The organism is Pseudomonas sp. FG6 (assembly GCF_057809015.1).
Map to the genome: position 1 here is coordinate 1 of NZ_JBMDJD010000040.1, position 26,756 is coordinate 26,756.

The following is a 26,756-nucleotide window of genomic DNA, read 5'->3' on the forward strand; positions in this document are numbered from 1 at the left end:
CTTCGTGCTCGACGAACAACTTGCCACGGCTGACGGTGTTCAAGCCGTTGATGCAACGCAGCAGGCTGGATTTGCCGGAGCCGGAAAGGCCCATCAGTACGCAGATCTCGCCTTTCTCGATGGACAGGCTGGCTTTTTCCACACCGACGATCAGGCCGGTCTTCTGCAGGATTTCCGGGCGCGAAAAGCCCTTGTCCAACAGTTCCAACGCGGCTTTGGGGCGGTTGGAGAAAATAACATCGACGTCTTCGAAACGAATGATGCTCATGCGTCACCCCCTACTTTTGCGTCGGGTTGTTTGCAGATCCGGTCGAGCATGATCGCCAGCAAGACGATCGCCAGGCCAGCTTCGAAGCCCAGGGCGATATCGGCGGTGTTCAGTGCGTTGACCACGGGTTTGCCCAGGCCGTCGGCACCCACCAGGGCGGCGATGACCACCATCGACAGCGACAGCATGATGCATTGGGTAATACCGGCCGCGATGCTGGGCATCGCATGGGGCAGTTCGATGCGCGACAACAACTGGCTACGGGAGCAGCCGAAGGCTTTGCCGGCGTCCATCAGTTCGTCGGGGACGTCGCGGATGCCCAGGTAAGTCAGGCGGATGGGTGCGGCAATCGCGAACACCACCGTGGAGATCAGGCCTGGGACAACACCCAGACCGAAGAGGGTCAGGGTAGGAATGAGGTACACGAAGGTCGGAATGGTTTGCATCAGGTCGAGTACCGGACGCATCACGGTGTAGAACACCGGCTTGTGCGCGGCGATGATGCCCAGCGGCACGCCGATGACGACACAGACCAGGGTGGCGAACATCACCTGGGCCAGGGTTTCCATGGTTTCCTGCCAGTAACCCAGGTTCAGGATCAACAGGAACGAGGCAATGACGAACAGCGTCAGGCCCACTTTGCGCTGGATGAAATGTGCGAGTGCTGCAATCAGGCCGATCAAGGCCAGGGGGTTGAACCAGACCAGCGCAAACGTCACGCCGTGAATCATTGTTTCGAGAGACAGGGCGATCAAGTCGAAGAGGCTGGCGCCGTGTTGCGTCAACCATTCCACGAAAGCCGCCATGTACTGGCCTAAGGGTATTTTCTGATCAATGAGCATGGTAGTGAACGTCCGCATGCAAGGAATAAACAGCCCGGGCGAGCGAACTCGCCCGGCATAAGCAAGTTACTGGGCGAGCTTGGCTTTCACGGCCTCCAGGCCTGGTTTACCGTCAATGGTGGTCACGCCAGCGAGCCAGGTATCGAGCACCTGTGGGTTCTTTTTCAGCCAGGCCTTGGCGGCGGCCTCGGGCTTCATCTTGTCGTCGAGCACGTTGCCCATCAGCGAGCTTTCCATGTCGACGGTGAATTCAAGGTTCTTCAGCAGTTGGCCAACGTTGCTGCATTCCTGGCTGTAGCCTTTGCGGGTGTTGGTCGCCACGGTGGCCGCGCCAAAATCCGCGCCGAAGAAGTCGTCGCCGCCGGTCAGGTACTGGATCTTGAAACGGGTGTTCATCGGGTGCGGCGCCCAGCCGAGGAACACCACGTCGGTGCCACGCTTGGAGGCGCGGTCAACCTGGGAAAGCATCCCCGCTTCACTCGATTCGACGACCTTGAAGCCGGCGTCTTTCAGGCCGAAGGCGTTCTTCTCGATCATGCTCTGGATCAGGCGGTTGCCGTCGTTGCCAGGCTCGATCCCGTAGATCTTGCCATCGAGTTCTTTCTTGAATTTGGCGATGTCGGCGAAGTCATGCAGGCCTTTGTCATACAGGGCCTGGGGGACGGCGAGGGTGTACTTGGCGCCCGTAAGGTTGGTGCGCACGGTTTCCACGGTGCCGGCATCGCGGTAGGCCTTGATGTCGTTCTCCATGGTCGGCATCCAGTTGCCGAGGAATACGTCCATGTTCTTGCCGTCGGCCAGGGACTTGTAGGTCACCGGCACGGAAATCATGGTGGTCTTGGTCTTGTAGCCCAACGCATCGAGTACCACGCTGGTGGTGGCCGTGGTCACGGTGATGTCGGTCCAGCCGACGTCGGAAAAGTTAACGGTGCTGCACTGTGCGGGGTCTGCGGCGTTGGCCAGCATCGGAAGACTCAGCATGGCGGCCAACAACAACGGCTTGGTACCTTTCATGGGTGCACTCCTGGTGTTTTATCGGCGGTGTCCGCTTGGGACAACCGCACGCTTATGGGATGTTGCGGTTGGTGGCGCGTGGGCAATCTCTTGACAACGCGGCCTTGCAAACGAGCCGTAACTGATCATGTACCAGTGCAAATCCGACGCCTACAGGGATAGTCGTATCCAGTACAGGGAGGGTCGCATCCAGTGTCGGTGACGTCGTTTACAGATTTTTTCAGCCCTTTGCAGGCCTCTGAAACGCGAAAAAGCGGCGCAAAACCGGGCTAAAGGGCGGGCGGCGTTACTGGGCATGATTGCGTCGGTGTCAGACGTCGAACCCCTAGGCAAAAGCCGGATGATGCGGCCATCCCGGCGTTGAGCGTAGCAGCTCCGTCACCGGCCGCTCCTGCGTCCGGAAGTGCCTGTTCTGGAGATTTTCGACAATGGCAATCAGCGTGTTCGACCTGTTCAAGATCGGTATCGGCCCGTCCAGTTCCCATACCGTTGGCCCCATGCGCGCGGCAGCATTGTTTGTCCAGTCGCTTCGGGAAAAGGCCCTGTTGCAGGAGGTGCGTCGGGTCGAGGTGCAGTTGTTCGGTTCGCTGTCGGCCACTGGCATCGGTCACGGCAGCGACACGGCGGTGATCATGGGCCTGATGAACGAGTGGCCGGATGCAATCGATCCGTCGCAGATCGCCCCGCGCATTGCGCAGTTGCGTGAAACCGACACGCTGCTGTTGGACGGTCACCTGCCGGTGCCTTTCGTCTGGTCGCGGGACATGCGACTGCTCGACGAGAACCTGCCGTTCCACCCCAACGCGATGACATTAATAGTCGAAGGCGACAACGGTGAGTTGCATCGCGACACCTACTATTCAGTCGGCGGTGGTTTCGTCGTCGACCAGGCCCAGGCGTCCAGCGGCGTGGTGGATCTGGACGACACCGTGCTGCCTTACGATTTTTCCAGCGCCGAAGAACTGCTTCAGTTGTGCCGCACCCACAACCTGCGGGTTGCCGAATTGATGATGGCCAACGAGAAGGTCTGGCGCTCGGAAGAGGAAATCCGCAGCGGCCTGATGAAACTCTGGCGAGCCATGCAAGATTGCGTCGAGCACGGCCTCAAGCACGAGGGCATTCTGCCCGGCGGCTTGAATGTGCGCCGGCGTGCGGCGAAGTTGCATCGCAGCCTGCAAGAGTTGAACAAGCCGAACGTCATCGGTTCGACCTTGAGCGCCATGGAGTGGGTCAACCTGTATGCGCTGGCGGTCAACGAAGAGAACGCGGCCGGCGGGCGCATGGTGACCGCGCCGACCAATGGCGCGGCGGGGATTATTCCGGCGGTGCTGCATTACTTCATGAGGTTCAGCGAGGCGGTGACCGACGCCAACGTGGTGGATTATTTCCTCGGTGCGGCAGCGGTGGGCATCCTGTGCAAGAAGAACGCTTCGATCTCCGGTGCCGAAGTCGGTTGCCAGGGGGAAGTCGGTTCGGCCTGCGCCATGGCGGCGGCGGGATTGGCGGAGGTGCTCGGTGCCACGCCGGAGCAACTGTGCAACGCGGCGGAAATCGGCCTGGAGCACAACCTCGGCCTGACCTGCGATCCTGTCGGCGGCCTGGTGCAAGTGCCGTGCATCGAGCGCAACGCGATTGCCGCCGTGAAAGCGATCAACGCCGCACAAATGGCGCTGCGCGGTGACGGCCAGCATTTCATCTCCCTGGACCGGGTGATCCGCACCATGCGCGATACCGGTGCCGACATGCATGACAAATATAAAGAGACATCGCGCGGCGGCCTGGCGGTCAGTGCGGTGGAGTGCTGATCGAACCCTGGGATTCTCTGGGAGCAAACGCTTGCCCGCGAAACCGGCGCCAAACACTGTGGGAGCAAAGCTTGCTCGCGATTGGGCAGGTACATTCAGCATCGCAGTGACAGGCCTGCCGCTATCGCGAGCAAGCTTTGCTCCCACATTGGCTTCCAAAGATTTACCTTTTTTCGCCCGATCGAAACCGCTCGGTAAATGAACACCGAGCGGAAAACACGCCACCTTTTAGCGCGTCGCAAACAGACAAGTTGGCTGTGGCGGGGCGCGCTTGCGTCTGCGCTTGATCGTCCATCCTTCGCCACAGTGGTGATACCCGTAGCGCAAGCGCCGCAACCCAGTTCCCACAAGTGCTACCGAACTGCTCACAGTCCGCTGTGACAGGTGCCGGCCGGCGTTGAATCGCGCTTATAACCCCACTCGACGCACGCCTTATATAGACGGGCCGGGATGTCGTTTTCAGGATTTATCGAACGCGTATTCAACTTTAGGCATGGCATTTGCTGTATCGCTGTATAGCCCGACGCTTGTAAAAAAGCCCAGGGCAACAATCAATAAAAAGAGCCTGAGCCTGAGGCCATTACCCGCTTTGTGTGAGGAGATACCGCGATGACGACGTCCAACTCCGGGGCCCAACCCCAGAACCGTGCGCCTCAATCCATCGGCTTTTTGCTGCTGGACAATTTCACGCTGATTTCCCTGGCGTCCGCGGTAGAACCGCTGCGCATGGCCAACCAGCTGTCCGGCCGCGAGCTGTATCGTTGGACCACCCTGACCGTCGACGGTGGGCAGGTCTGGGCCAGTGACGGATTGCAGATCACCCCCGACGCCGCCATGCACAAAGCGCCATCCCTGGACACCGTCATCGTTTGTGGCGGCATCGGCATCCAGCGCACGGTCACCCGCGAGCACGTGTCATGGCTGCAAGGCCAGGCCCGCCAGTCGCGTCGTCTCGGCGCTGTGTGCACCGGCAGTTGGGCCCTGGCCTGCGCCGGCCTGTTGGACGGTTTCGATTGCAGCGTGCACTGGGAATGCCTGGCCGCGATGCAGGAAGCTTTCCCACGGGTCTCGATGAGCACGCGCCTGTTCACCCTCGACCGTAATCGTTTCACCAGCTCCGGCGGCACCGCGCCGCTGGACATGATGCTGCACCTGATCAGCCGCGATCATGGCCGTGAACTGTCGGCGGCGATTTCCGAGATGTTTGTCTACGAGCGTATCCGCAACGAGCAGGATCACCAGCGCGTGCCGCTCAAGCACATGCTCGGCACCAACCAGCCGAAGTTGCAGGAAATCGTCGCACTGATGGAAGCCAATCTCGAAGAGCCGATCGACCTGGACGAACTGGCGGTGTATGTCGCCGTGTCCCGGCGTCAGCTGGAGCGGCTGTTCCAGAAATACCTGCACTGCTCGCCGTCGCGCTACTACCTCAAGCTGCGGTTGATTCGCGCGCGGCAGTTGCTCAAGCAGACGCCGATGTCGATCATCGAAGTGGCGTCGGTGTGTGGCTTCGTCTCCACGCCGCACTTCTCCAAGTGCTACCGCGAGTACTTTGGCATCCCGCCGCGCGATGAGCGCGTAGGTTCCAATACCACGCAACAGGTGGCGATGATGCCACTGCCGCAGGCGATCGTGATGTCGCCGTTGTCCGGCCCGTTGTCGGCATTGAGCCAGGCGCGCAATGAGTCGACGTTTGCCAGTGTAAGGCTCTAGACCGAGGCGCCTTCGTCGCGAGCAAGCTTTGCTCCCACAGGGGATCTTCTGGGTGAAGTACGCAACGTACATCCCCGGAGATCCGTGGGAGCAAAGCTTGCTCGCGATGGGTTTTTCAGGCGCTGTGGTTTTGCTGATATTCAGCCAACGCGGGCAACAGCTGCTTGTCGATCGCCTGGCGCACGGCCGGCAGGATGGTCGCGCTGCTGGTGTACATCTCCTTGACCATCCTGCGCAGTTCATTGGCGCGAGCCCTGTCCAGACCCCGTACCGCGCATTCGCAGGCCTGCTCGGCCGTGGCGCCGCTGGGTATCTGCAGCCCGAGGGCCTTGAGCTGGCCCAACAGGTCTTCCTGGTCGATCAAATCGGCGTGCATCATGACGCTTTTCCTTGTTCCGGGATTGGGGTCGTGAACCGATTCTGGTAGCCACCCGAAGCGGCGGCAAGGGCAAATTGTCTCAATGGCCCGGATACCTATGAACAGGTCGTTTTCGGTTAACTCGAACGAACGCGCAGGGGGCACACTGGCCTCAAGCTGAATCACGATGGTTTGGTCACCCTCGCGCTGCAGCTCCTCCAGTAACGCCAACTGCCCCGATCCTGTCACGGCTGGATCGGGGATTTTTTTGCCTGTGAGAATTAGCGGGAAATTTGCTTATCGGGCGGTAGGCAGGGCGATGACCCGACCGATGTAGGTCGGCGGCGGCAGGTCGGATTGTTCATCGAGCAAAACGTCGAACCGGCCCAGGGTCTGTTCCGTGAAGGGCGCCGAACGGGGACCGGCCAGGTCGACGTGCAGCAGCATTTGTTCATTGCCAGCCAGTTCTTTATCGCCGCCCACCAGATGCAGGCTGTGGTAGAGGTGCAGGCGTTTGGCGTCGTGACCGATGATCTGTGTGTGCACCTCGACGTCGGCGTCGAGCTTCACTTCGTGCAGGTAATTGAGGTGCAGTTCCAGGGTGAACAGCGAATGGCCGCTGGCCTCGCGGCCCTGGCTGTCCAGGCCGAGCCGGTCCATCAGCGCGTCGGTGGCGTAGCTGAAGATCAGTAAGTAGAAGGCATCGCGCAGGTGGCCGTTGTAATCGACCCATTCGGGTTGGATGCGGGTTTGGTAGGTGGTGAGGGTGGGCATCGTGGAACTCCACAGGGGGGCGGTGGTTATTCGGCAAAGGCCATCCCATGCCTGGCCTTGGTGGTTTTCACTGCCTCCAGCACCGCCAGCAGGCAATCGTCGCGGTAGCGCTCCAGGGCCGAGATGCTGTGGTTGCCCAGTTGCGCACTCGTGCCGTCCACCACATCGTCGATCAGTCTTTCGGTCAGTTCCGGCGCCGGCAAGTAGGTCCACGGCAACTGCAAGGCCGGGCCGAACTGGGCCATGAAGTGACGCATTCCGGCGTCGCCGCCGGCCAGGGTGTACGTCAGGAACGTGCCCATGAACGACCAGCGCAAGCCGGCACCAAAACGGATCGCATCATCGATTTCCCCGGTGGTAGCGACTCCGTCGTTGACCAGATGCAGCGCCTCGCGCCACAGCGCTTCGAGCAGGCGATCGGCGATGAAGCCGGGCACTTCCTTGCGCACGTGCAGCGCACGCATGCCGAGGGATTCATACACCTGCATGGCGGCCTGCACGGCTTCGGGCGCGGTGTTTTTGCCGCCGACCACTTCCACCAGCGGCAACAAGTAGACCGGGTTGAACGGATGCCCGACCACGCAGCGTTCCGGGTGAGTGGCGCTTTCGTAGAATTCGCTCGGTAGCAGCCCCGAGGTACTGGAACCGATCAACGCGTTCGGCTTGGCGGCGGCGCTGATCTGGCTGTGCAGTTGGAGTTTCAGCTCCAGGCGCTCGGGAGCGCTTTCCTGGATGAAATCGGCGTCGCACACGCACTCCTCGACGGTCGCGACAAAGCGTAGCCGGTCCTGCGAGGCGCCCGGCGCCAGGCCTTGTTTTTCCAAGGCCGGCCAGGCATTCGCGACGCGCTTGCGCAGGGCCGCCTCGGCGCCCGGTGCCGGATCCCAGGCGACGACGTCCAGGCCATGGGCCAGTGCGCGACTGACCCAGCCGCTGCCGATCACACCGCTGCCCAGGGCGGCGAAGGTCTTGATGTCGGTGATAAAGCTCATGGTGGTTTCCTGAAAAAATAGTTCGGTGATCGCCTCCTGTGGGAGCAGGGTCTGTGGGAGCAAGGCTTGCCCGCGATGGCGGCAGTGGATTCAACAGAGATGTCGACTGACATACCGTTATCGCGGGCAAGCCTTGCTCCCACAGGCCCTGCTCCCACAGGCCCTGCTCTTCAAGCAATGTTCCTAAGTCGCTCAGCCGCGCTGGGTCAGCCCCATCTTCTTGCGACCTTCAGCCGGCGTGAGCACCCGTGCGCCGAGGCGGCTGAGGATCTCGCCCGCGCGCTCCACCAGTTGGCCGTTGGTCGCGAGTACGCCTTTGTCCAGCCACAGGTTGTCTTCCAACCCAACCCGCACGTTGCCCCCCAGCAATACGGCCTGGGCCGCCATCGGCATTTGCATGCGGCCGATGCCGAAGCCGGCCCATACCGCGTCCGCCGGCAGGTTGTCGACCATGGCTTTCATGGTGGTGGTGTCGGCCGGTGCGCCCCATGGGATGCCCAGGCAGAGCTGGAACAGCGGGTTGTCCAGCAGGCCTTCCTTGATCAATTGCTTGGCAAACCACAGGTGGCCGGTGTCGAAGATCTCCAGCTCGGCCTTGACCCCCAGCTCGGTGATGCGCTTGGCGCCGGCCCGCAGTTGTGCAGGCGTTGAGACATAAATGGTGTCGCCGTCGCCGAAGTTGAGGGTGCCGCAATCCAGGGTGCAGATTTCCGGCAACAACTCCTCGACGTGGGCCAGGCGGGTCAGGGGGCCGACCAGGTCGGTGTTGGGACCGAACTCCATTGGCCGTTCGCCTGCCCCGATCTCCAGGTCACCGCCCATGCCGGCGGTGAGGTTGACGATGATGTCCACGTCCGCCTCACGGATGCGCTCCATCACTTCGCGGTACAGCGCCACGTCGCGGCTGAACTTGCCGGTCTGCGGGTCGCGGACGTGGCAGTGGACCACCGTGGCGCCAGCCTTAGCGGCCTCGACGGCGGCCGCGGCGATCTGTTTCGGGGTGACCGGCACGTGGGGGCTCTTGGCGGTCGTGTCGCCAGCACCGGTGAGTGCGCAGGTGATGATGACGTCGTGGTTCATGGTGCGGTTTCCTTCAGGCGAGGTGAGTCACTGCGCAGCGCGTTGTGCTGCGCAGGGGGATAGCGTCGGGTCAGTTGCTGGTCAGTTTCAGGTTGTTGGCGGCCGGCTTGCCATCGAAGGTGGTCACGCCTTCGAGCCAGCGCTGCTTGTCCTGTGGATGGTCCTTGAGCCATTGCCGGGCCGATTCGAGCGGGTCCTTGTGATCGAGCAGCGGCTGCATCATCCGGCTCTCGTCTTCGGCGCTGAAGGTCAGGTTGCTCAGCAGGCGGCTGACGTTCGGGCATTGCGCAGCGTAGTCCGGCGCGGTGACCGTCCAGACGGTAGCCATGCCTTCGTTCGGACCGAGGGCGTCCTCGCTGCCGGTGAGGTAGGTCATCTGCACGTTGACGTTCATCGGGTGCGGTGCCCAACCGAAGAACACCACGGCTTCCTTGCGCCGCACGGCCCGGTCCACGGCGGCGAGCATGCCGGCCTCGCTGGACTCCACCAACTGGAATTTGCTTAGGCCAAACTGGTTCTTGGCGATCATCGCCTTGATCTGGGTGTTGGCGCCGGAGCCGGGTTCGATGCCGTAGATCTTGCCGCCCAGCTCTTTTTCGAACTTGGCGATGTCGGCGAATGTCTTCAGGCCCTTGTCGGCCAGATACGTCGGCACCGCCAGGGTGGCGCGGGCGTCCTGGAGGCTGGGTTGTTCCAGCACCTTGACTTGCCTGGCCTCGACGAACGGGGTGATGGTCTGGGTCATCAGCGGGTTCCAGTAGCCCAGGAACAGGTCGAGGCGTTGGTCACGGATGCCGGCGAAGATGATTTGCTGGGAGGCGCTGGTCTGTTTGGTCTGGTAGCCGAGGCCATCAAGCATCACTTGGGTCAGGGCGCTGGTGGCGATCACGTCAGTCCAGTTGACCACGCCCAGGCGCACGTCTTTGCACGCGGCGGGCTCGGCGGCCATGGCAGCCTGGCTCAGGAATTGGGTGGCGCTGAGTGCAAGAACGCAGTAACTGATCAATCGTTTCATGGCGTGGGTCCTCGGCAGCTTATTGTTATGGGTTCCGGTGTCTGCGCGCCGGTGATGCCAAGTTACGCAGCCCGGCCCCTGGCAAAACGCACTGCGGCGACGTGCTCTTGCACTGCAGCGACTCTTGTACGGTTGTTGCAACTGGCGTATCAAGGTCCGCACGCTGCCCGCCAACCGAGTGTGCTCCATGTCCCAGGATTACTACTTCTTGTTGATGCCGGGTTTTTCGGCCATCGGTTTCATTTCGGCCATCGAGCCCTTGCGGGTCGCCAACCGTTTTCGCGGCGAGCTGTACCGCTGGCATGTGTTGAGCCGCGATGGCGGGGCGGTGCTGGCGAGCAATGGCATGTCGGTCAACGCCGATGCGGCGCTGGAGCCTCTGAAGAAAGGCGCGACCCTCTGGGTGGTGGCCGGGTTCGAGCCGTTGAAGTTCGTGACACCAGCCCTGGAGCGCTGGCTGCATCGCCTGGACAGTGACGGCGTGATCCTGGGCGGGATCGACACCGGCAGCGTGATCCTGGCCGAGGCCGGGTTGCTGGAGGGGCACCGCGTAACCCTGCACTGGGAAGCGATCGAGGCGTTCAAGGAATCTTATCCACAACTGAGCGTGACCCAGGAGTTGTTCGAAATCGACCGTCGACGCATCACCTGCGCCGGCGGTACCGCGTCCATCGACCTGATGCTCGACCTGATCGGCCAGGCCCACGGCGCGGACCTGGCGATCCAGGTCAGTGAACAGTTCGTGCTCGGCCGCATTCGCCCGCGCAAGGATCACCAGCGCATGGAGATCGCCAGCCGCTACGGCATTCGCAACAAGAAGCTGGTGCACGTCATCGGCGAGATGGAAACCCACAGCGAACCGCCGCTGAGCACCCTTGAACTGGCCGAGTCCATCGGCGTCACCCGCCGCCAGCTCGAACGCCTGTTCCGCCTGCACCTGAACGACACCCCGAGCAATTTCTACCTGCGCCTGCGCCTGGAAAAGGCCCGGCAACTGCTGCGCCAGACCGACCTGAGCGTGTTGGAAGTGAGCATCGCCTGCGGTTTCGAATCACCGTCGTACTTCACCCGTAGCTATCGGGCGCGGTTTGCGCGCTGTCCCCGGGAAGATCGGCGACGGCAGGGGGATGGGCGGGAGCTGGTTTGACAGGTTTTCATAGTTAATTCAGCCCGCCACAACTGCCCGAAGGCACGACATTGAGTCAGGCGCTGGAGCTGTTGCGCGGTGCCGCCGATAAAACCGTGGTGTTGGTGATCGACGAAGCCCAGCACGCGTTGGTGTGGAAGTCCAATCGCGGCGGCTACGCGCTGGAGGACAAGGCTTTTGCGGATTGGTTGAAGGGCTATCGCAAGCAACCCTGAGTCAGGAAATACGTCCTGTGGCGAGGGGATAAATCCCCTCGCCACAGGTAGGGTGTTCGGCTCAAAGGTGTCTATTTCTTCACCAACGCCGCACACGCCGCCTTATAAGCCTCATGCTGGTACTTGTTCAGCGTCGCCGGCAGGGCGAAGTCGTGTTTCTTGCTTTGCGCGTTGATGGTTTGCGGCGACAACAACGTCACCTCGCAGCCTTCCAGCAGTTGGAACACCCCTTCGATCTTGAACGTGGTCGGCCCACCGGCGAACTCACCTTTCTTGCTGCGCTTCTTGATGGCGATCCGTTCGATGCCGTTATCCGCCACGAACGCCCGCAGCTGGGCGGCGAAGGCCTTGACGTTGGCCACTTCGTCATCGTCGTCCAGGGCGATCTTCTTGGTGTTCAGGGCGACGTGGCCCAAGGCCTGTTGATCCAGCGAGGCCACGGCGATGATCGCTTCGCTGCCTTTGATTTCGATGCCGCAGATAATCATGTGAGCCCTTGGTTTGGAGGTCTGGCGTTGCAGTGTATCCCGCCCGGACGAGCGCGTGGTTCAGTTCATGCCCTGGCGCAGATCCAGCATGATCTTGTCGAAAGCGTCGACCCGGATCACGCCGAAGCGTGGGTATTCGAAGTCCAGGATCACATACAACACAGAGACCATGACCGCCGCGTAGCCCAGGCTGTGCAGCCAGTTTCGCCGTTTTGTCCCGGCCATGCCGTAGCCGATCAGCAGGGCGCTGATCAGGGTCATGATCACCAGCATCAGGTAGATGGCCAATGGTGGGTGGGTTTCTTGGGCGACGGTGCGGGTGGTGGTGATGTCGATCATTTCGTTTTGCGCCTGCAACACCGGAGTGCCCAAGGTTGGGGTGGGCATCTGTTGGAGGGTGGCGACGGTGCGTTTCCAGATGGCTTGCTGCAGATCATTGGCCCGCTCATAGGCGGCTTCGTCGAATGCGTCTTCTCGCAGGTTGCGGTAGTACTCGATGCGGGCGTCGACGTAATCCCGGAAAGCCTTGCGCAAGGCCGGCTGCTCGCTGGCCGGCAGCAGGTCCAGCCGCAGCCAGGCCGTGCCCATGGCGTTGGTTTCGGCGACGATCAGTGCGCGTCGCTGGTCCAGGCGCGAGGCCGCACCGGAGAAGGTAAAGGCAATCAATAGCGCCAGCAGGCCGAACACCGCCCCTTCGATGGCCCCGATGCCCTGGCGGGCGCCGTCAGGGTCCAGGGCCAGATGATGGTTGCCGACCCGACGCCCGGCCTCGATGCCCAGCACGATGGCGATGAAAATGGCTAACCCGTAGAAAGGCAGGGCGGCAAGCGAGAGCATACGAAAATCTCCTGATCGTCGTGTGTGACTCGTCTGTACGGCCGGGCTCGGACGGGTATGCAGCCAGTGTAGAAGGCGTTGCGGATTATTCCTGTAGCCGCTGATCGAATGACGAACGGCGCTGACTACAGCTCCAACTGATCAGCATGAATGCCGAAAGCCGCGGCAATTTTCTCGCGGGTTGCCCGCCACGGCCCGTAGACAGCCCTCACTCCTGCCCAATCGACTCCAAGAACTCCGACCGGTCGTCGCTCACCTGGGCCATGCAGTCGTTTTCGGCGATTTTGTAGGCTTCGCTGCCGGGTTTGGCCGGGAAGGCCGCGATGGCGCAGTCGGCGTCTCGCTGTTTTTGCCAGAGTTGCTGGGCGGCCTTGATCTTGTTGGTGATGTCGGCGAGTTGGGCCTTGTCGCTGGTGTAGCGGGTTTGCAGGCGCTCAAAGAGGCCTTGCAGGTTTTCGCTCAGCAATTGCTCGGCGGCAGTCTTGCCGTAGACCGAGCAGGCCAGGGTCTGGACGTCGTTTTCCACGGCGTCGCAAGGGTTTTGTTCGGTGTCTTCGGTCGCGTGTGCGACGGTGCTGATCAGTGCCAGAGCCAGGAAAATTGATTTCATCGCGTTGCCGCTCGAGTCCAGGAAAACCAGTGATGCGGCGGATTCTGGCGCAAGCGTCGGGTAAAGAACAGACGGGCAGGGTGGGCCTGTCGTAACCCTTTGTCGCGGATTGACGCTTTCGGCAATTCCCCTGTCGTTTTTGCACCCGGTCGCCACGGCCCTCCGGCATATGCTGGCCCCAAAGCGCCGGCACACGATTCGGCGCATGAATCGCTGACAAAAAGGGGACTGCCTGATGAGCCCAGCCGAGTTGCACGCCGACAGCATCGTTATCGACGGTCTGATCATTGCCAAATGGAACCGCGACCTGTTCGAAGACATGCGCAAGGGTGGCCTGACCGCCGCCAACTGCACCGTGTCGGTATGGGAGGGCTTCCAGGCCACGATCAACAACATCGCCGCCAGCCAGAAGCTGATCCGCGAGAACAGCGACCTGGTGATCCCGGTGAAAACCACCGCCGACATCCGCCTCGCCAAGGAACAGGGCAAGACTGGCATCATCTTTGGCTTCCAGAACGCCCACGCTTTCGAGGACCAGCTCGGCTACGTCGAGATCTTCAAGCAGCTGGGCGTTGGTGTGGTTCAGATGTGCTACAACACCCAGAACCTGGTGGGTACCGGTTGCTACGAGCGTGACGGCGGCCTGTCGGGCTTCGGTCGCGAAATCGTCGCCGAGATGAACCGTGTCGGCATCATGTGCGACCTGTCCCACGTCGGTTCCAAGACCTCCGAAGAAGTCATCCTCGAATCGAAGAAGCCGGTGTGCTACTCCCACTGCCTGCCGTCCGGCCTGAAAGAACACCCGCGCAACAAGTCCGATGAAGAACTGAAGTTCATCGCCGATCACGGTGGTTTCGTCGGCGTGACCATGTTCGCGCCATTCCTGGCCAAGGGCATCGATTCGACCATCGACGACTACGCCGAAGCCATCGAATACACCATGAACATCGTCGGCGAAGACGCCATCGGCATCGGCACCGACTTCACCCAGGGCCATGACCAGGCGTTCTTCGAGATGCTGACCCACGACAAGGGCTACGCCCGTCGTCTGACCAGCTTCGGCAAGATCATCAACCCCCTGGGCATCCGCACCGTGGGCGAGTTCCCGAACCTCACCGAGACGCTGCTCAAGCGCGGCCATTCCGAGCGAGTGGTGCGCAAGATCATGGGCGAAAACTGGGTCAATGTCCTGAAGGACGTCTGGGGCGAATAAACGCCGCCGCGCCGCCAATCCTCTACCTGCGGCCCTCTGCGCCGCAGGCAATACCACGAATTTCCGGAGTCAAGTTTTCATGGCCAAAATCGCCCCCCAACTGCCTATCGAAGTCGACAGCGAAACCGGTGTCTGGACCTCCGACGCCCTGCCGATGCTGTACGTGCCGCGTCACTTCTTCGTCAATAACCACATGGGCATCGAGGAAGTGCTGGGCGCCGACGCCTACGCCGAGATCCTCTACAAGGCCGGCTACAAATCGGCCTGGCACTGGTGTGAAAAAGAAGCCGAATGCCATGGCCTGGAAGGCGTTGCGGTGTTCGAGCACTACATGAAGCGCCTGTCGCAGCGTGGCTGGGGCCTGTTCAAGATCCAGGACATCGACCTGGACAAGGGCACCTGCAGCGTCAAGCTCGAGCATTCGGCATTCGTCTATGTGTACGGCAAGGTCGGGCGCAAGGTCGACTACATGTTCACTGGCTGGTTCGCCGGCGCCATGGACCAGATCCTGGCCGCCCGTGGCAGTTCGATCCGTACCGTGGCCGAGCAGGTCTACGGCGGTTCCGAAGAAGGCCACGACGATGGCCTGTTCATCGTCAAGCCGTTGTAAGTCGAGGATCGCGCCATGGCTTTTGAAGCAATGTTCCAGCCGATCCAGATCGGTAAACTGACCATCCGCAACCGCGTGCTCAGCACCGCGCACGCCGAGGTCTACGCCACCGACGGCGGCATGACCACCGACCGGTATGTGAAGTACTACGAAGAGAAGGCCAAGGGCGGCATCGGCCTGGCGATCTGCGGTGGTTCGTCGGTGGTGGCCATCGACAGCCCGCAGGAATGGTGGAGCTCGGTGAACCTGTCCACCGACCGCATCATCCCGCACTTCCAGAATCTGGCCGATGCCATGCACAAGCATGGCGCCAAGATCATGATCCAGATTACCCACATGGGTCGTCGTTCGCGCTGGGACGGCTTCAACTGGCCGACCCTGATGTCGCCGTCCGGCGTGCGTGAGCCGGTGCACCGCGCCACCTGCAAGACCATCGAGCCGGAAGAGATCTGGCGGGTGATCGGCAACTACGCCCAGGCCGCACGTCGCGCCAAGGCCGGCGGCCTGGACGGCGTCGAGCTGTCGGCCGTGCACCAGCACATGATCGACCAGTTCTGGAGCCCGCGCGTTAACAAGCGGACCGACGAATGGGGCGGCAGCTTCGAAGGCCGCATGAAATTCGGCCTGGAAGTGCTGAAGGCCGTGCGCGCCGAAGTGGGTGACGATTTCTGCGTGGGCATGCGCATCTGCGGTGACGAGTTCCACCCGGACGGCCTGTCCCACGAAGACATGAAGCAGATTGCCAAGTACTACGACGACACCGGTATGCTGGACTTCATCGGCGTGGTGGGTTCGGGTTGCGACACCCACAACACCCTGGCCAACGTCATCCCGAACATGAGTTATCCACCGGAGCCGTTCCTGCACCTGGCCGCCGGTATCAAGGAAGTGGTCAAGGTCCCGGTGCTGCATGCGCAGAACATCAAGGACCCGAACCAGGCCACGCGCATCCTGGAGGGCGGTTACGTCGACATGGTCGGCATGACCCGCGCCCACATCGCCGACCCGCACCTGATCGCCAAGATCAAGATGGGCCAGGTCGACCAGATCAAGCAGTGCGTCGGCGCCAACTACTGCATCGACCGTCAGTACCAGGGCCTGGATGTGTTGTGCATCCAGAACGCCGCGACCTCCCGTGAATACATGGGCGTGCCGCACATCATCGAGAAATCCACCGGGCCGAAACGCAAGGTGGTGGTGGTCGGTGCCGGTCCTGCGGGTATGGAAGCCGCTCGCGTGGCCGCCGAACGTGGCCACGACGTGACCCTGTTCGAGAAGAAGGAATTCATCGGCGGACAGATCACCACGGCGTCGAAAGCGCCGCAGCGTGACCAGATCGCCGGTATCACCCGCTGGTTCCAACTGGAACTGGCACGCCTGAAAGTCGACCTGCGCCTGGGCGTGGCGGCTGACGCGGCCACCATCATGGACCTGCGTCCGGACGTGGTCGTGCTGGCAGTCGGCGGGCATCCGAACCTGGAGCAGAACGAGCACTGGGGCGCCGCCGAAGGGCTGGTGGTCAGCAGCTGGGACGTGCTCGACGGCAAGGTTGCACCGGGCAAGAACGTGCTGGTCTACGACACCATTTGCGAGTTCACCGGCATGTCGGTGGCCGACTTCCTCGCCGACAAGGGCAGCCAGGTCGAGATCGTCACCGACGATATCAAGCCGGGCGTGGCCATTGGCGGGACCTCGTTCCCGACGTACTACCGCAGCATGTACCCGAAAGAAGTGATCATGACCGGGGACATGATGCTGGAGAAGGTCTACCGCGAAGGCGACAAGCTGGTGGCAGTACTGGAGAACGAATACACCGGCGCCAAGGAAGAACGCGTGGTCGACCAGGTGGTGGTGGAAAACGGCGTGCGTCCGGACGAAGAAATCTACTACGCCCTCAAGGACGGTTCGCGCAACAAGGGCCAGATCGACGTCGAAGCCCTGTTCGCGATCAAGCCGCAGCCATGCCTGGAACAGAGCGGCGACGGCTACCTGCTGTTCCGTATCGGCGACTGCGTGGCCCAGCGTAATACCCACGCGGCCATCTATGACGCCCTGCGGTTGTGCAAGGATTTCTAACGGCTTAACACCATCACCTGTGGCGAGGGAGCTTGCTCCCGCTGGGTCGGTCCGACGTTTCGGGCGAAGCGGCCCCAAATCATCAGTCGAGGAGCATCAGGGTTACACCTGGGGCTGTTTTGGGAGCGCTTCGCGCTCCAGCGGGAGCAAGCTCCCTCGCCACAAGTAGGTGCGTCGCTCTCACCGGCGCGCACACGACCCTGAGGTCTTTGGGAGCTTCACCTATGTTGAACACCCTTCTTCCCATCCTGCTGTTCGCAGCCCTGGGCCTGGCGGTCCTCGGTGCCGTGCGGCGGGTGAACATGTGGCGCCGGGGGCGACCGTCCAAGGTCGACCTGATCGGCGGTCTCTTTGCCATGCCCAAGCGCTACATGGTGGATTTGCACCATGTGGTGGCGCGGGACAAATACATCGCCAACACCCACGTCGCCACGGCCGGTGGTGCAGTGGCGTCCATCGTGCTGGCGATCCTGGTGCACGGTTTCGGCCTGCATAACCGCTTCCTCGGCTACGCGCTGCTGCTGATGTCGGCGGTGATGTTCGTCGGTGCGGTCTTCGTCTATCTGCGTCGGCGCAACCCGCCTTCACGGCTGTCGAAAGGCCCGTGGATGCGCCTGCCGAAAAGCCTGCTGGCGTTCTCGGCCTCGTTCTTCCTGGTGACCCTGCCGGTGGCCGGTATCCTGCCGGAGAACTTCGGTGGCTGGCTGGTGGTGGCCGTTCTCGGTGTGGGCGTGCTGTGGGGCGTGTCGGAGTTGTTCTTCGGCATGACCTGGGGCGGGCCGATGAAACACGCCTTCGCCGGGGCCTTGCACCTGGCCTGGCACCGCCGCGCCGAGCGCTTTGGCGGTGGCCGTTCCACCGGCCTCAAGCCGCTGGACCTGAACGACCCGGCGGCACCCTTGGGTGTGGAAAAGCCCAAGGATTTCACCTGGAACCAACTGCTCGGTTTCGACGCCTGCGTGCAGTGCGGCAAGTGTGAAGCCGCTTGCCCGGCCTTCGCCGCCGGCCAGCCGCTGAACCCGAAGAAGCTGATCCAGGACATGGTCGTCGGCCTGGCCGGCGGCACCGATGCGAAATTCGCCGGCAGCCCTTATCCAGGCAAACCGGTGGGCGAACACGGCGGCCATCCGCACCAGCCGATCGTCAACGGCCTGGTGGATGCCGAGACCCTGTGGTCCTGCACCACTTGCCGGGCCTGCGTCGAGGAGTGCCCGATGATGATCGAGCACGTCGATGCCATCGTCGACATGCGTCGTCACCTGACCCTGGAAAAAGGCGCCACGCCGAACAAGGGCGCCGAAGTGCTGGAAAACCTCATCGCCACCGACAACCCGGGCGGCTTTGCCCCGGGCGGGCGGATGAACTGGGCGGCGGACCTGAACCTGAGCCTGCTCAGCGAGAAGAAAGCCACCGACGTGCTGTTCTGGGTCGGCGACGGCGCCTTCGACATGCGCAACCAGCGCACGCTGCGCGCGTTCGTCAAAGTGCTCAAGGCGGCGAAGATCGATTTTGCCGTGCTCGGCCTCGAAGAGCGCGACAGCGGCGACGTGGCCCGGCGCCTGGGCGACGAGGCAACGTTCCAGCTGTTGGCCAAGCGCAACATCCAGACCCTGGCCAAGTACCGCTTCAACCGCATCGTCACCTGCGACCCCCACAGCTTCCATGTGCTGAAGAACGAATACGGCGCCTTCGATGGCAACTACCTGGTGCAGCACCACAGCACCTACCTGGCCGAAATCATCGACGCCGGTGCGTTGAACCTCGGTCAGCACAAGGGCGACAGCGTGACCTATCACGACCCGTGCTACCTGGGCCGCTACAACGGCGAATACGAGGCGCCGCGCCAGGTGCTGCGTGCGCTGGGTATCGAGGTCAAGGAAATGCAGCGTTCCGGTTTCCGTTCGCGTTGCTGCGGCGGTGGCGGCGGTGCGCCGATCACCGACATCCCGGGCAAGCAGCGTATCCCTGACATGCGCATGGAAGACATCCGCGAGACCGGCGCCGAGCTGGTGGCCGTGGGTTGTCCACAGTGCACGGCGATGCTCGAAGGCGTGGTCGAGCCCCGGCCGATGATCAAGGACATTGCCGAACTGGTGGCCGACGCGCTGCTGGAAGACGCGGCCCCGAACAAAGTGGCTCCGGCCAAACGTGAACCCGCGGAGGTGCATTAATGAGCGACATCATCCGCCGCGACCCTCGCGCCGAGTGGATCGCCCGCAACCGCCTGCATCCGCTGCATGCGGCCATGCAACCGGTGCAGCACAGCTGGATGGGCCCTAATGGCGTCATTCGCAAGAATGTCCACGGCGTCGGTTTCATCGGCCCCAACGGCATCAAACGTATCGACCGCAGTGGCGCCCAGCAGGGCGGCACGGCCAAACGCAGCGCCGCCGCTGAGGTCCAGTTGCCGCTGCATCAAGTGGCGCAACCGGCGTTCTACATCAGCGTCGTCCCGGACATGGTCGGTGGCCGCCTGAGCAGCCACGACCGCGATCTGCTTGGCCTGGCACATCAGCTGGCCGGAAAGGACGGTGCGGTGCTGGCGGTGGTCTTTGGCGAGCACAAGGAAAACGCCTTTGCCACGGCGGGCGTCGATCGCCTGCTGGTGCTTGAAGGCGATGAATTCAGTGGTTATGCACCGGAACAACGGGTCCAGGGCCTGCGGGCTGTGGATAACCAGTTCAACCCACGCCATTGGTTGCTGCCTGACAGTCGCAGCGGTGGTGGCGAGCTGGGCCGACGTTTTGCCGCAGCCTTGGGCGAACGCCCGGCCACGCGGGTCTGGCAGGTCAAGGGCGAAGAGTGCATCGGCCGCGCCGGTGCCGGGCTGCAAGACTTGGCCCGACCGTTGGCGCGCTTGATCCTGGCGGCGGCCGAATGCGCCGAGCCGGTCAGCGAAACCCGCCACGAGGCCTTGCCGGTGGAGTTATCCACAGGCGTGGCACGCAGCCTGTCGCGGATCGAGGACCTCGGTGCGGTGGCGGTCGATCCGGGTGCGATCCCGATGGCCGAAGCCGAATTCATTTTCTCCGGCGGCAACGGAGTCAAGGACTGGGAGCTGTTCCACAAGACTGCCGCAGCCCTGGGCGCCACCGAAGGCGCTTCGCGGGTGGCGGTGGACGACGGCTTCATGTCCCGTGATCGCCAGGTCGGTGCATCCGGCACCTGGGTCACGGCGCGGGTCTACGTGGCGGTCGGTATTTCCGGGGCGATCCAGCACCTGCAAGGCATCGGTGCCTGCGACAAGGTGGTGGCGATCAACCTCGATGCGGGCTGCGACATGATCAAGCGGGCGGACCTGTCGGTGATTGGCGACGGCTCGGCGATTCTCCAAGCCTTGATCGCGGCGGTAGAGGCTTACCGCAACGAAGCCAAGCGCGATGCGGCTTAAGCGAAGGATTCAACCATGAGTACTCAAGTGATCAGCCTGGTGTCCATCGGCGCCCACCCGACTTCCGGTCGGCCCCGGCGCGCCGAGCAGGACGCCCGGGCGGTGGAGCTGGGCCTGCAGTTGGCCGGCAAGGACCTGCAAGTGCTGCACGCCGGCGACGTGGCCGAGCCGGCCCTGCGCGCTTACCTGGGCATGGGCCTGGACGAACTCCACGTGCTGGATAACCCCGCAGGTGCCGACGCACTGCCGGCCCTGACCGATTACCTGCGTGACGCGGGTGCCCAAGTGGTGCTCACCGGCAGCCAGGCGGAAACCGGTGAAGGCTCGGGCATGCTGCCGTTCCTGCTGGCGGAAAAACTCGGCTGGCCGCTGGTGGTGGGGCTGGCGGAAGTCGAATCCATCAACGAAGGCGCGGCCCTGGTGCTGCAAGCCTTGCCACGCGGCCAACGGCGTCGCCTGAAGGTGCGCTTGCCGTTCCTGGCCACTGTGGATAACGCCGCGCCCAAGCCTCGGCAAAGCGCTTTCGGTCCGGCCCGGCGCGGCGCCTTGCACGCCGAAGAGGTCGAGGTGGTCGACGATGCCTTGCTGGCAGTGGCCACCCTGCAACCGGCCAAGCCACGGCCCAAGCGCTTGAAAGTGATCAAGGCCAAGAGCGGCGCCGACCGCATGAAAGCCGCCACGGCCAAGGCCAGCGGCGGAGGCGGGCAAGTGCTCAAGGGCCTCAGCCCAGAAGCGGGTGCCGAGGCGATTCTCAAGTTGCTGGTCGAGGAAGGGGTGGTGCGCTAAGCCCAGCGATTCTTCCGCCCCCTGGGCGGGCTCTTGTGGGAGCGGGCTTGCTCGCAAAAGCGGTGGGTCAGGTCGTGAAAATTTGACTGACAGATCGCTTTCGCGAGCAAGCCCGCTCCTACACAAGTTTGCGGCATACCCAGGCAAATCACGCCCTTCAAGTCTTCGCCCAAAAAAAACGACCCACCCAACCTGCCGCAACATCCGGCCATACAAGCGCTGGCCTGATGTGTTGTTACGCCACGAACCTACGCGTTACAAAGGCCGCTCGACAGTCAACGGAGCCCGATCAATGGAAGTGGAATTTCGTCCAGCTAAGCCCTCGGATACGCGCGATATCGCCCGTCTGTTCCAGATTTCCTCGGAAGGCGCGTCGGATTACATCTGGAGCCAACTGGCCGGGCCGGGGCAGGACCTTCTCGACGTGGGCGCTGCGCGTTATGCCCGGGAAACAGTCGATTTTTCCTACCAGAACTGCCTGATCGCCGAGGCTGGCGGGCAGGTCATCGGCATGATGCACAGCTACGTGATGCGCCACGATCCCGAGGCGGCACCCGTGACCGACCCGGTCCTGGCACCGTATGCCGACATGGAAGTGCCTGACACGCTCTACATTTCCAGCCTGGCCCTGCACGAGGGTTGGCGGAACAAGGGGCTGGGCGTTCGCTTCCTCGAACTGGCCCAGCAGCGTGCCGAGCAGTTGGCGCTCAACGGCTTGAGCCTGATCGACTACGCCGCCAACACCGGGGCCCGACGTTTCTATGAGCGTCACGGCTTCGGTATCGTCAAGACCTGCCAGGTCGTCCCGCATCCGATGATCCGGGTGACGGGGGAGGCGTACCTCATGCATCGGCCTTGAGTGCAGGGCACGTCACCTCCAAACACGCCAAGCCCCTGTGGGAGCGAGCCTGCTCGCGATAGCGGAACTCCTGCCACATTGATATTGACTGAACCACCGCCATCGCGAGCAGGCTCGCTCCCACAGGGTTGAGCGTAAAAGCTGATTCCAGGCAGGGCTTTACCCACAATCGCTGTGCGCGCCTCTGTGGATAACCTGTTCGCCCCTCGCCGTACCCCACGTCAATCAAGCCCTCCAAGCCTGCGATCAAAAAACGATCAGCCTAAGCCCCTGTTTTTATGGACTTTTAGAGGTGGATAACCTTCGACCCGGCTCGCCACTTGCCCCCAATCTCTGTTGGCGCCTTTGTGGATAAGATGTTCGCTTTCCGCTGTAGCCCTTACACCGCGTGCTTTTCAGGGGTTTGATCATTAATTGAACAATTCAGGCTTTTCCGCCGAAAAAGCGCAGCAAACGCGGGTTTATCCAGGCCTTGCGCTGGTTTTCCACAGAGCCGTCACAATTACCCCCAAACGCTGTTGGCGCTTCTGTGGATAAGATGTTCGCTTTCCTTTGCACGCCATGTCCGGCGGGGCTTTGCGGTGATTGTTCGAAAAATAGCCAATCGGCCTGGCTGGCCACCCGTGTTGGTAAGCCGCGGTTTTTCCTGGCTTTGCTGGCGCAACGAGACGGTCAACAGATGCAGTTGTCCCCATTTGCTGTGGGCGGTCATGTGGATAACTTGTTCGCCAAACGCTGCAAGTCACGCCGGGTATAGTCCCAAACGTAATTGGTCAAATTTCATACAGTTCTAAGGAGCTGCCTTGACGTGGGACTGTCGCGTGTCTTCACTCATGGCACAAGGACACCGCGAATGTATCCACATCTGGTTCAGGGAGAACGCATGATGGATAGCCAGGGCCGCAGCGCCTACCCGAACTTTCTTGTGCCAGGCCCTGTGATGGGCGCCCCGACGCCCCCGACCTCGTTGCCCCGGCGAACTCACCGTCGTGCGGTCAATCAGCGTGCGCGCCTATAGCCCGCTCTAAAACTCCCCCCAGTAAACCGCTGACTGCCGCTCGCCGCTGTACCGGAGAGTGGCCAGGCGTCCGTGCGCCTGATTTGCAGGCAACCGCAGAGTTGCCCCATCTGCCCCCATCTGCCATGAGAGGACTTGGACATGACTCGGATCTCGACCCCCATCAGTGACATCAAGGAACACTACGACGTGATCGTCATCGGTTCCGGCTACGGCGGTGGCATTGCCGCTTCGCGCCTGTCCCGGGCCGGGCGCAAGGTGTGCCTGCTGGAACGTGGCCGCGAGATGCAGCCCGGCGAATACCCCAACACCATGCTGGCCGCCACCGAGGAGTTGCAGGTGCATGACCCGGACGGCCACATCGGTTCGCGCACCGGGCTGTTCGACCTGCACGTCAATGCCCAGCAGAACGTGGTGGTGGGTTGTGGCTTGGGCGGCACGTCGTTGATCAACGCCAACGTTTCACTGGAGCCGGAGCCGGGTGTGTTCGAGGATCCGCGCTGGCCACAAGCGGTGCGCGAACACCGCGACACGCTGCTCAAGGACGGCTACGCGCGGGCCCGGGAGATGCTCAAGCCCAATTCGTATCCGGCCTCGCAGCCGAACCTGCCCAAGCTCGATGCCCACAAAAAATCCGCCGATTACCTCAAGCAAGGCGCGCATTTCTACAAGCCGCCGATCAACGTGACCTTCGACAAGTTGCCCAACAACCTCAATCACGTCGGCGTCGAGCAGTTGCCTTGCAACGGCTGTGGCGATTGCGTCTCGGGCTGTAACAACAAGGCCAAGAACACCACGCTGATGAATTACCTGCCCGATGCCTGGAACCACGGCGCGGAGATTTTCTGCCAGGCCGAGGTGCGCCACCTCGAGCGTGACGGCAATGGCTGGATCGTGCACTTCCAGTACCTGGACAGCGGTCGCGAGCTGTTCTCGGCGCCCACGCTCTTCGTGCGGGCCGACATCGTGGTGGTCTCCGCCGGCACCCTGGGCACCACCGAGATCATGTTGCGCTCGCGGGACAAGGGCCTGTCGATGTCCAGCCAGCTGGGCGAGAACATGAGCGGTAACGGCGACATCCTCGGGTTCGGCCACAACTGCGACCAGGTCATCAACGGCATCGGCTTCGGCGCCCATTCGGCCAAGGAACTGGAGCCGGTAGGGCCGTGCATCACCTCGATCATCGACATGCGCACCGAGGGCGACTGGCGCAGCCGCATGGTCATCGAGGAAGGCTCCATCCCCGGCGCCCTCGGTCGTCCCATGGTGGCGAGCATGGCGGCGTTCGCCGGGATGATCGGCGTGCCCACCGACACCGGCTTCGGCGCCGGGGTCAAATACAAGGCCCGCGAAGCCGAGAGCTTCCTGCGCGGCCCGTACTACGGCGCGCTGCATAACATGCAGACCTACCTGATCATGAGCCACGACAACGCCAAGGGGCGCATGGTGCTCGACAACAAAGACCAGTTGCGCATCGACTGGCCCGGCGTCGGCGAGCAAGAGAACGTCACCCTCGGCAACGAGCGCCTGCACCAGAGCACCAAGGCCCTGGGTGGGATCTGGGTCGAGAACCCGATCTGGACCAAGCTGCTCAAGCACAGCATCGTGTCGGTCCATCCGCTGGGCGGTTGCGTGATGGGCGAAGACGCGACCCAAGGCGTGGTCAACCATAAGGGCCAGGTGTTCAGTGGCACCAGCGGCACCGATGTCCACCCAGGTTTGTATGTGGCGGACGGCGCGGTGATCCCGACGTCGCTGGCGGTCAACCCGCTGTTGACCATCTCGGCGGTGAGTGAGCGCAACATGGGCCTGCTGGCGGCCGACCGGGGCTGGATCATCGACTACACGCTGCCTTCCGCGCCGCGCAAACCGGTGGCGGCGCCGACCCTTGGCGTGCAGTTCACTGAAACCATGAAGGGCTACTTTTCCACCGCCTTCGCCCAGCCTCAAGGCACCGACCTGACGGTCTACGAAGCGGCGGCCAAGCGCGGCAAGGCGGACAATTCGTCCATCGACTTCACCCTGACCATCACCGCCGCCGACCTCAATCGCCTGATCAAGGAACCGGAACACGCCGCGACCCTGGTGGGTACCCTCGACGCACCGATGCTCTCGCCCAAGCCCCTGGTGGCCAGCAATGGCGTGTTCAACCTGTTCGAGCAGTATCAGGAACAGGTCGATGTTCGGCACATGAACTACGACATGAAGCTGACCGCCGAAGACGGCAGCGACTATTACTTCAGCGCCTTCAAGACCGTGCCCGAGGACAACGGCGTGCTCAATGTCTGGCACGACACGAGCACCTTGTACGTCACGCTCTATCACGGGCCGGACAAGAGCGGCGCGGTGCTCGGTTCAGGGGTGATGCACATCCAGCCGGCCGACTTCGCCAAGCAGATGACCACCATGAAGGTGCTCAACGCGCGCAACGAACGCGAACGGGTGGAGGCCCTGGCGCGGTTCGGCAAGTTCTTTGCCGGGATCTTGTGGGAAAGCTACGGCGGGGTGTTCGCCGGCGATGTGTATTTCAATCCCGACGCCCCGCCGCGGTTGAAACGGCCATTGGATGCGCCGGCACCGGTCGTGCATTTCTTCCAGACCGAGGACAGCGTCGAGTTGCGCCTGACCCGCTACCAGGCGGGCAACAAAGGCCCGGTGATGCTGGTGCATGGCCTGGGCGTGGGTTCGAATATCTTCTCCACCGACACCGTCCACACCAATCTGCTGGAGTACCTGTGCAAACACGAATATGACGTCTGGCTGCTGGATTTGCGGGTAAGCATCCTGTTGCCGGCCAGCAAGCGCGAGTGGAACGGCGACCAGGTGGCCCAGTACGACTTCAAGGCCGCCATCGAGCAGATCCAGCAGGCGACCCTGGCCCGTGACGTGCAATGCGTGGTGCATTGCTATGGCGCGACGACTTTCTTCATGTCGATGCTGGCGGGGTTGCAAGGGGTGCGCTCGGTGGTCTGCTCGCAAATCGCCGCCGACACGGTGGTTGCCACCGCGACGGGCCTCAAGGCCGGCCTGCACCTGCCGGGGATGCTCGACGCCATCGGCATCAAGTCCCTCACGGCCTATGCCGACACCAAGGAAAGCTGGTTCAACAAGCTTTACGACAAGGCGCTTAACGGCTATGCCCGGATCGAGGCCCAGGGCTATTGCACCAACCCGGTCTGCCATCGCATCACGTTCATGTATGCGTCGCTGTACCGCCACGACACCCTCAACGAAACCCTGCACGACAACCTGCATGAATTGTTCGGCGAATCGAACATTCAGACCTTCGAGCACCTGGCGCTGATCGTGCGCAAGGGGCACCTGGTGGACTTCAAGGGCAACGACGTCTACATGCCGCATTTCGACCGGCTGAAATTGCCGATCTGCTTCATCAGCGGCGCGGACAACCAGTGCTACCTGCCGCAAAGCACACTCAAGACCTACGAGCGGTTGTGCGATATGCACGGTCCGCAGCTGTTCAGCCGCCACGAGATCCCGGGCTACGGCCACATCGACTGCATGTTCGGCAAGGATGCGGTGGTGGATGTGTATCCGATCATCCTTGAGCACCTGGAGAAGACGGCGCTTGGATAGCTGTTCGCCATCCGTGGCGAGGGAGCTTGCTCCCGCTCGGCCGGTCCGACG

At 62.4% G+C, this 26,756-nt stretch carries 23 protein-coding genes and 1 pseudogene; 12 read left to right on the forward strand and 12 right to left on the reverse strand.

What is annotated here, in order from left to right; genetic code table 11:
* The 3 genes from ACODSJ_RS21335 to ACODSJ_RS21345 all read right to left on the reverse strand — a co-directional run.
* A partial coding sequence (locus ACODSJ_RS21335) for an ATP-binding cassette domain-containing protein (protein ID WP_489103626.1) occupies positions 1-268 on the reverse strand: 268 nt, incomplete at its 3' end.
* Positions 265-1,110, reverse strand: a complete 846-nt coding sequence (choW, locus tag ACODSJ_RS21340) for a choline ABC transporter permease subunit (RefSeq protein ID WP_489103627.1) — start codon at positions 1,108-1,110, stop codon at positions 265-267. The genes choW and ACODSJ_RS21335, both read right to left, overlap by 4 nt.
* Before the next feature lie 66 nt (positions 1,111-1,176).
* Complete coding sequence (locus ACODSJ_RS21345; protein WP_489103628.1) at positions 1,177-2,124, reverse strand: choline ABC transporter substrate-binding protein; 948 nt, start codon at positions 2,122-2,124, stop codon at positions 1,177-1,179.
* 428 nt (positions 2,125-2,552) lie between these two features.
* Between ACODSJ_RS21345 and ACODSJ_RS21350 the strand changes: the two genes are divergently transcribed.
* Together ACODSJ_RS21350 and gbdR are read left to right on the forward strand one after the other, a co-directional pair.
* Positions 2,553-3,929: an L-serine ammonia-lyase gene (locus tag ACODSJ_RS21350; protein ID WP_489103629.1), complete on the forward strand. Its 1,377-nt coding sequence runs from the start codon at positions 2,553-2,555 to the stop codon at positions 3,927-3,929.
* Between the two features lie 609 nt (positions 3,930-4,538).
* Entirely contained in the window at positions 4,539-5,642 is a 1,104-nt protein-coding gene (gene gbdR, locus ACODSJ_RS21355) for a choline metabolism transcriptional regulator GbdR (RefSeq protein ID WP_489103630.1), read from the forward strand.
* Between the two features lie 115 nt (positions 5,643-5,757).
* Here gbdR and ACODSJ_RS21360 read toward each other — a convergent pair whose 3' ends face one another.
* From ACODSJ_RS21360 to choX, 5 genes are all read right to left on the reverse strand, one after another.
* On the reverse strand, positions 5,758-6,021 hold the full coding sequence (locus ACODSJ_RS21360) for a hypothetical protein (protein ID WP_489103631.1): 264 nt from the start codon (positions 6,019-6,021) through the stop codon (positions 5,758-5,760).
* A 276-nt stretch (positions 6,022-6,297) separates the two neighbouring features.
* Positions 6,298-6,774 (reverse strand): thioesterase family protein, encoded by a 477-nt coding sequence (locus ACODSJ_RS21365; protein ID WP_489103632.1) that lies wholly within the window; start codon positions 6,772-6,774, stop codon positions 6,298-6,300.
* A 26-nt stretch (positions 6,775-6,800) separates the two neighbouring features.
* On the reverse strand, positions 6,801-7,766 hold the full coding sequence (locus ACODSJ_RS21370) for an L-carnitine dehydrogenase (protein WP_489103633.1): 966 nt from the start codon (positions 7,764-7,766) through the stop codon (positions 6,801-6,803).
* Between the two features lie 192 nt (positions 7,767-7,958).
* A complete protein-coding gene (gene cdhC / locus ACODSJ_RS21375; RefSeq protein WP_014340599.1) occupies positions 7,959-8,846 on the reverse strand; it encodes a 3-dehydrocarnitine:acetyl-CoA trimethylamine transferase CdhC in 888 nt (295 codons plus the stop codon).
* A 70-nt stretch (positions 8,847-8,916) separates the two neighbouring features.
* A complete protein-coding gene (gene choX, locus ACODSJ_RS21380) occupies positions 8,917-9,861 on the reverse strand; it encodes a choline ABC transporter substrate-binding protein (protein WP_489103634.1) in 945 nt (314 codons plus the stop codon).
* Between the two features lie 187 nt (positions 9,862-10,048).
* Here choX and ACODSJ_RS21385 point away from each other — a divergent pair, with 187 nt between their 5' ends.
* Positions 10,049-11,008: a GlxA family transcriptional regulator gene (locus ACODSJ_RS21385; RefSeq protein ID WP_489103635.1), complete on the forward strand. Its 960-nt coding sequence runs from the start codon at positions 10,049-10,051 to the stop codon at positions 11,006-11,008.
* 50 nt (positions 11,009-11,058) lie between these two features.
* Positions 11,059-11,223 carry a hypothetical protein gene (locus ACODSJ_RS21390; RefSeq protein ID WP_489103636.1) on the forward strand — a complete coding sequence of 55 codons (165 nt, stop codon included), beginning with the start codon at positions 11,059-11,061 and terminating at the stop codon, positions 11,221-11,223.
* 71 nt (positions 11,224-11,294) lie between these two features.
* Here the strand turns inward: ACODSJ_RS21390 and ACODSJ_RS21395 are convergent, their stop codons facing one another.
* From ACODSJ_RS21395 to ACODSJ_RS21410, 4 genes and pseudogenes are all read right to left on the reverse strand, one after another.
* Positions 11,295-11,711: a DUF3010 family protein gene (locus tag ACODSJ_RS21395; RefSeq protein ID WP_489103637.1), complete on the reverse strand. Its 417-nt coding sequence runs from the start codon at positions 11,709-11,711 to the stop codon at positions 11,295-11,297.
* A gap of 60 nt (positions 11,712-11,771) precedes the next feature.
* On the reverse strand, positions 11,772-12,548 hold the full coding sequence (locus tag ACODSJ_RS21400) for a bestrophin-like domain (protein ID WP_489103638.1): 777 nt from the start codon (positions 12,546-12,548) through the stop codon (positions 11,772-11,774).
* Between the two features lie 125 nt (positions 12,549-12,673).
* A pseudogene (locus ACODSJ_RS21405) lies at positions 12,674-12,745 on the reverse strand (helix-turn-helix domain-containing protein); the annotation flags it as partial.
* A gap of 11 nt (positions 12,746-12,756) precedes the next feature.
* The gene (locus tag ACODSJ_RS21410) at positions 12,757-13,158 is read right to left on the reverse strand and encodes a lysozyme inhibitor LprI family protein (RefSeq protein ID WP_489103639.1); all 402 of its coding nucleotides are present in this window, start codon (positions 13,156-13,158) and stop codon (positions 12,757-12,759) included.
* Between the two features lie 235 nt (positions 13,159-13,393).
* Here ACODSJ_RS21410 and ACODSJ_RS21415 point away from each other — a divergent pair, with 235 nt between their 5' ends.
* The 8 genes from ACODSJ_RS21415 to ACODSJ_RS21450 all read left to right on the forward strand — a co-directional run bounded on the left by ACODSJ_RS21415 (position 13,394) and on the right by ACODSJ_RS21450 (position 26,705).
* Positions 13,394-14,371, forward strand: a complete 978-nt coding sequence (locus ACODSJ_RS21415; RefSeq protein WP_024776566.1) for a dipeptidase — start codon at positions 13,394-13,396, stop codon at positions 14,369-14,371.
* Positions 14,372-14,450: 79 nt separating this feature from the next.
* Complete coding sequence (locus ACODSJ_RS21420; protein ID WP_024776567.1) at positions 14,451-14,981, forward strand: DUF5943 domain-containing protein; 531 nt, start codon at positions 14,451-14,453, stop codon at positions 14,979-14,981.
* Between the two features lie 15 nt (positions 14,982-14,996).
* Entirely contained in the window at positions 14,997-17,057 is a 2,061-nt protein-coding gene (dgcA, locus tag ACODSJ_RS21425) for a dimethylglycine demethylation protein DgcA (RefSeq protein WP_489103640.1), read from the forward strand.
* A gap of 224 nt (positions 17,058-17,281) precedes the next feature.
* Positions 17,282-19,228, forward strand: coding sequence for a dimethylglycine demethylation protein DgcB (dgcB, locus tag ACODSJ_RS21430; RefSeq protein ID WP_489103641.1), 1,947 nt, complete (start codon positions 17,282-17,284; stop codon positions 19,226-19,228).
* Positions 19,228-20,448, forward strand: coding sequence for an electron transfer flavoprotein subunit alpha (gene etfA / locus ACODSJ_RS21435; RefSeq protein WP_489103642.1), 1,221 nt, complete (start codon positions 19,228-19,230; stop codon positions 20,446-20,448). The genes dgcB and etfA overlap by 1 nt, the downstream gene beginning before the upstream one ends.
* A gap of 15 nt (positions 20,449-20,463) precedes the next feature.
* A complete protein-coding gene (etfB, locus tag ACODSJ_RS21440; RefSeq protein WP_489103643.1) occupies positions 20,464-21,234 on the forward strand; it encodes an electron transfer flavoprotein subunit beta in 771 nt (256 codons plus the stop codon).
* A gap of 292 nt (positions 21,235-21,526) precedes the next feature.
* Positions 21,527-22,093 (forward strand): GNAT family N-acetyltransferase, encoded by a 567-nt coding sequence (locus ACODSJ_RS21445; RefSeq protein ID WP_489103644.1) that lies wholly within the window; start codon positions 21,527-21,529, stop codon positions 22,091-22,093.
* 1,159 nt (positions 22,094-23,252) lie between these two features.
* Positions 23,253-26,705 (forward strand): GMC oxidoreductase, encoded by a 3,453-nt coding sequence (locus ACODSJ_RS21450; protein WP_489103645.1) that lies wholly within the window; start codon positions 23,253-23,255, stop codon positions 26,703-26,705.
* Positions 26,706-26,756: the final 51 nt, after the last annotated feature.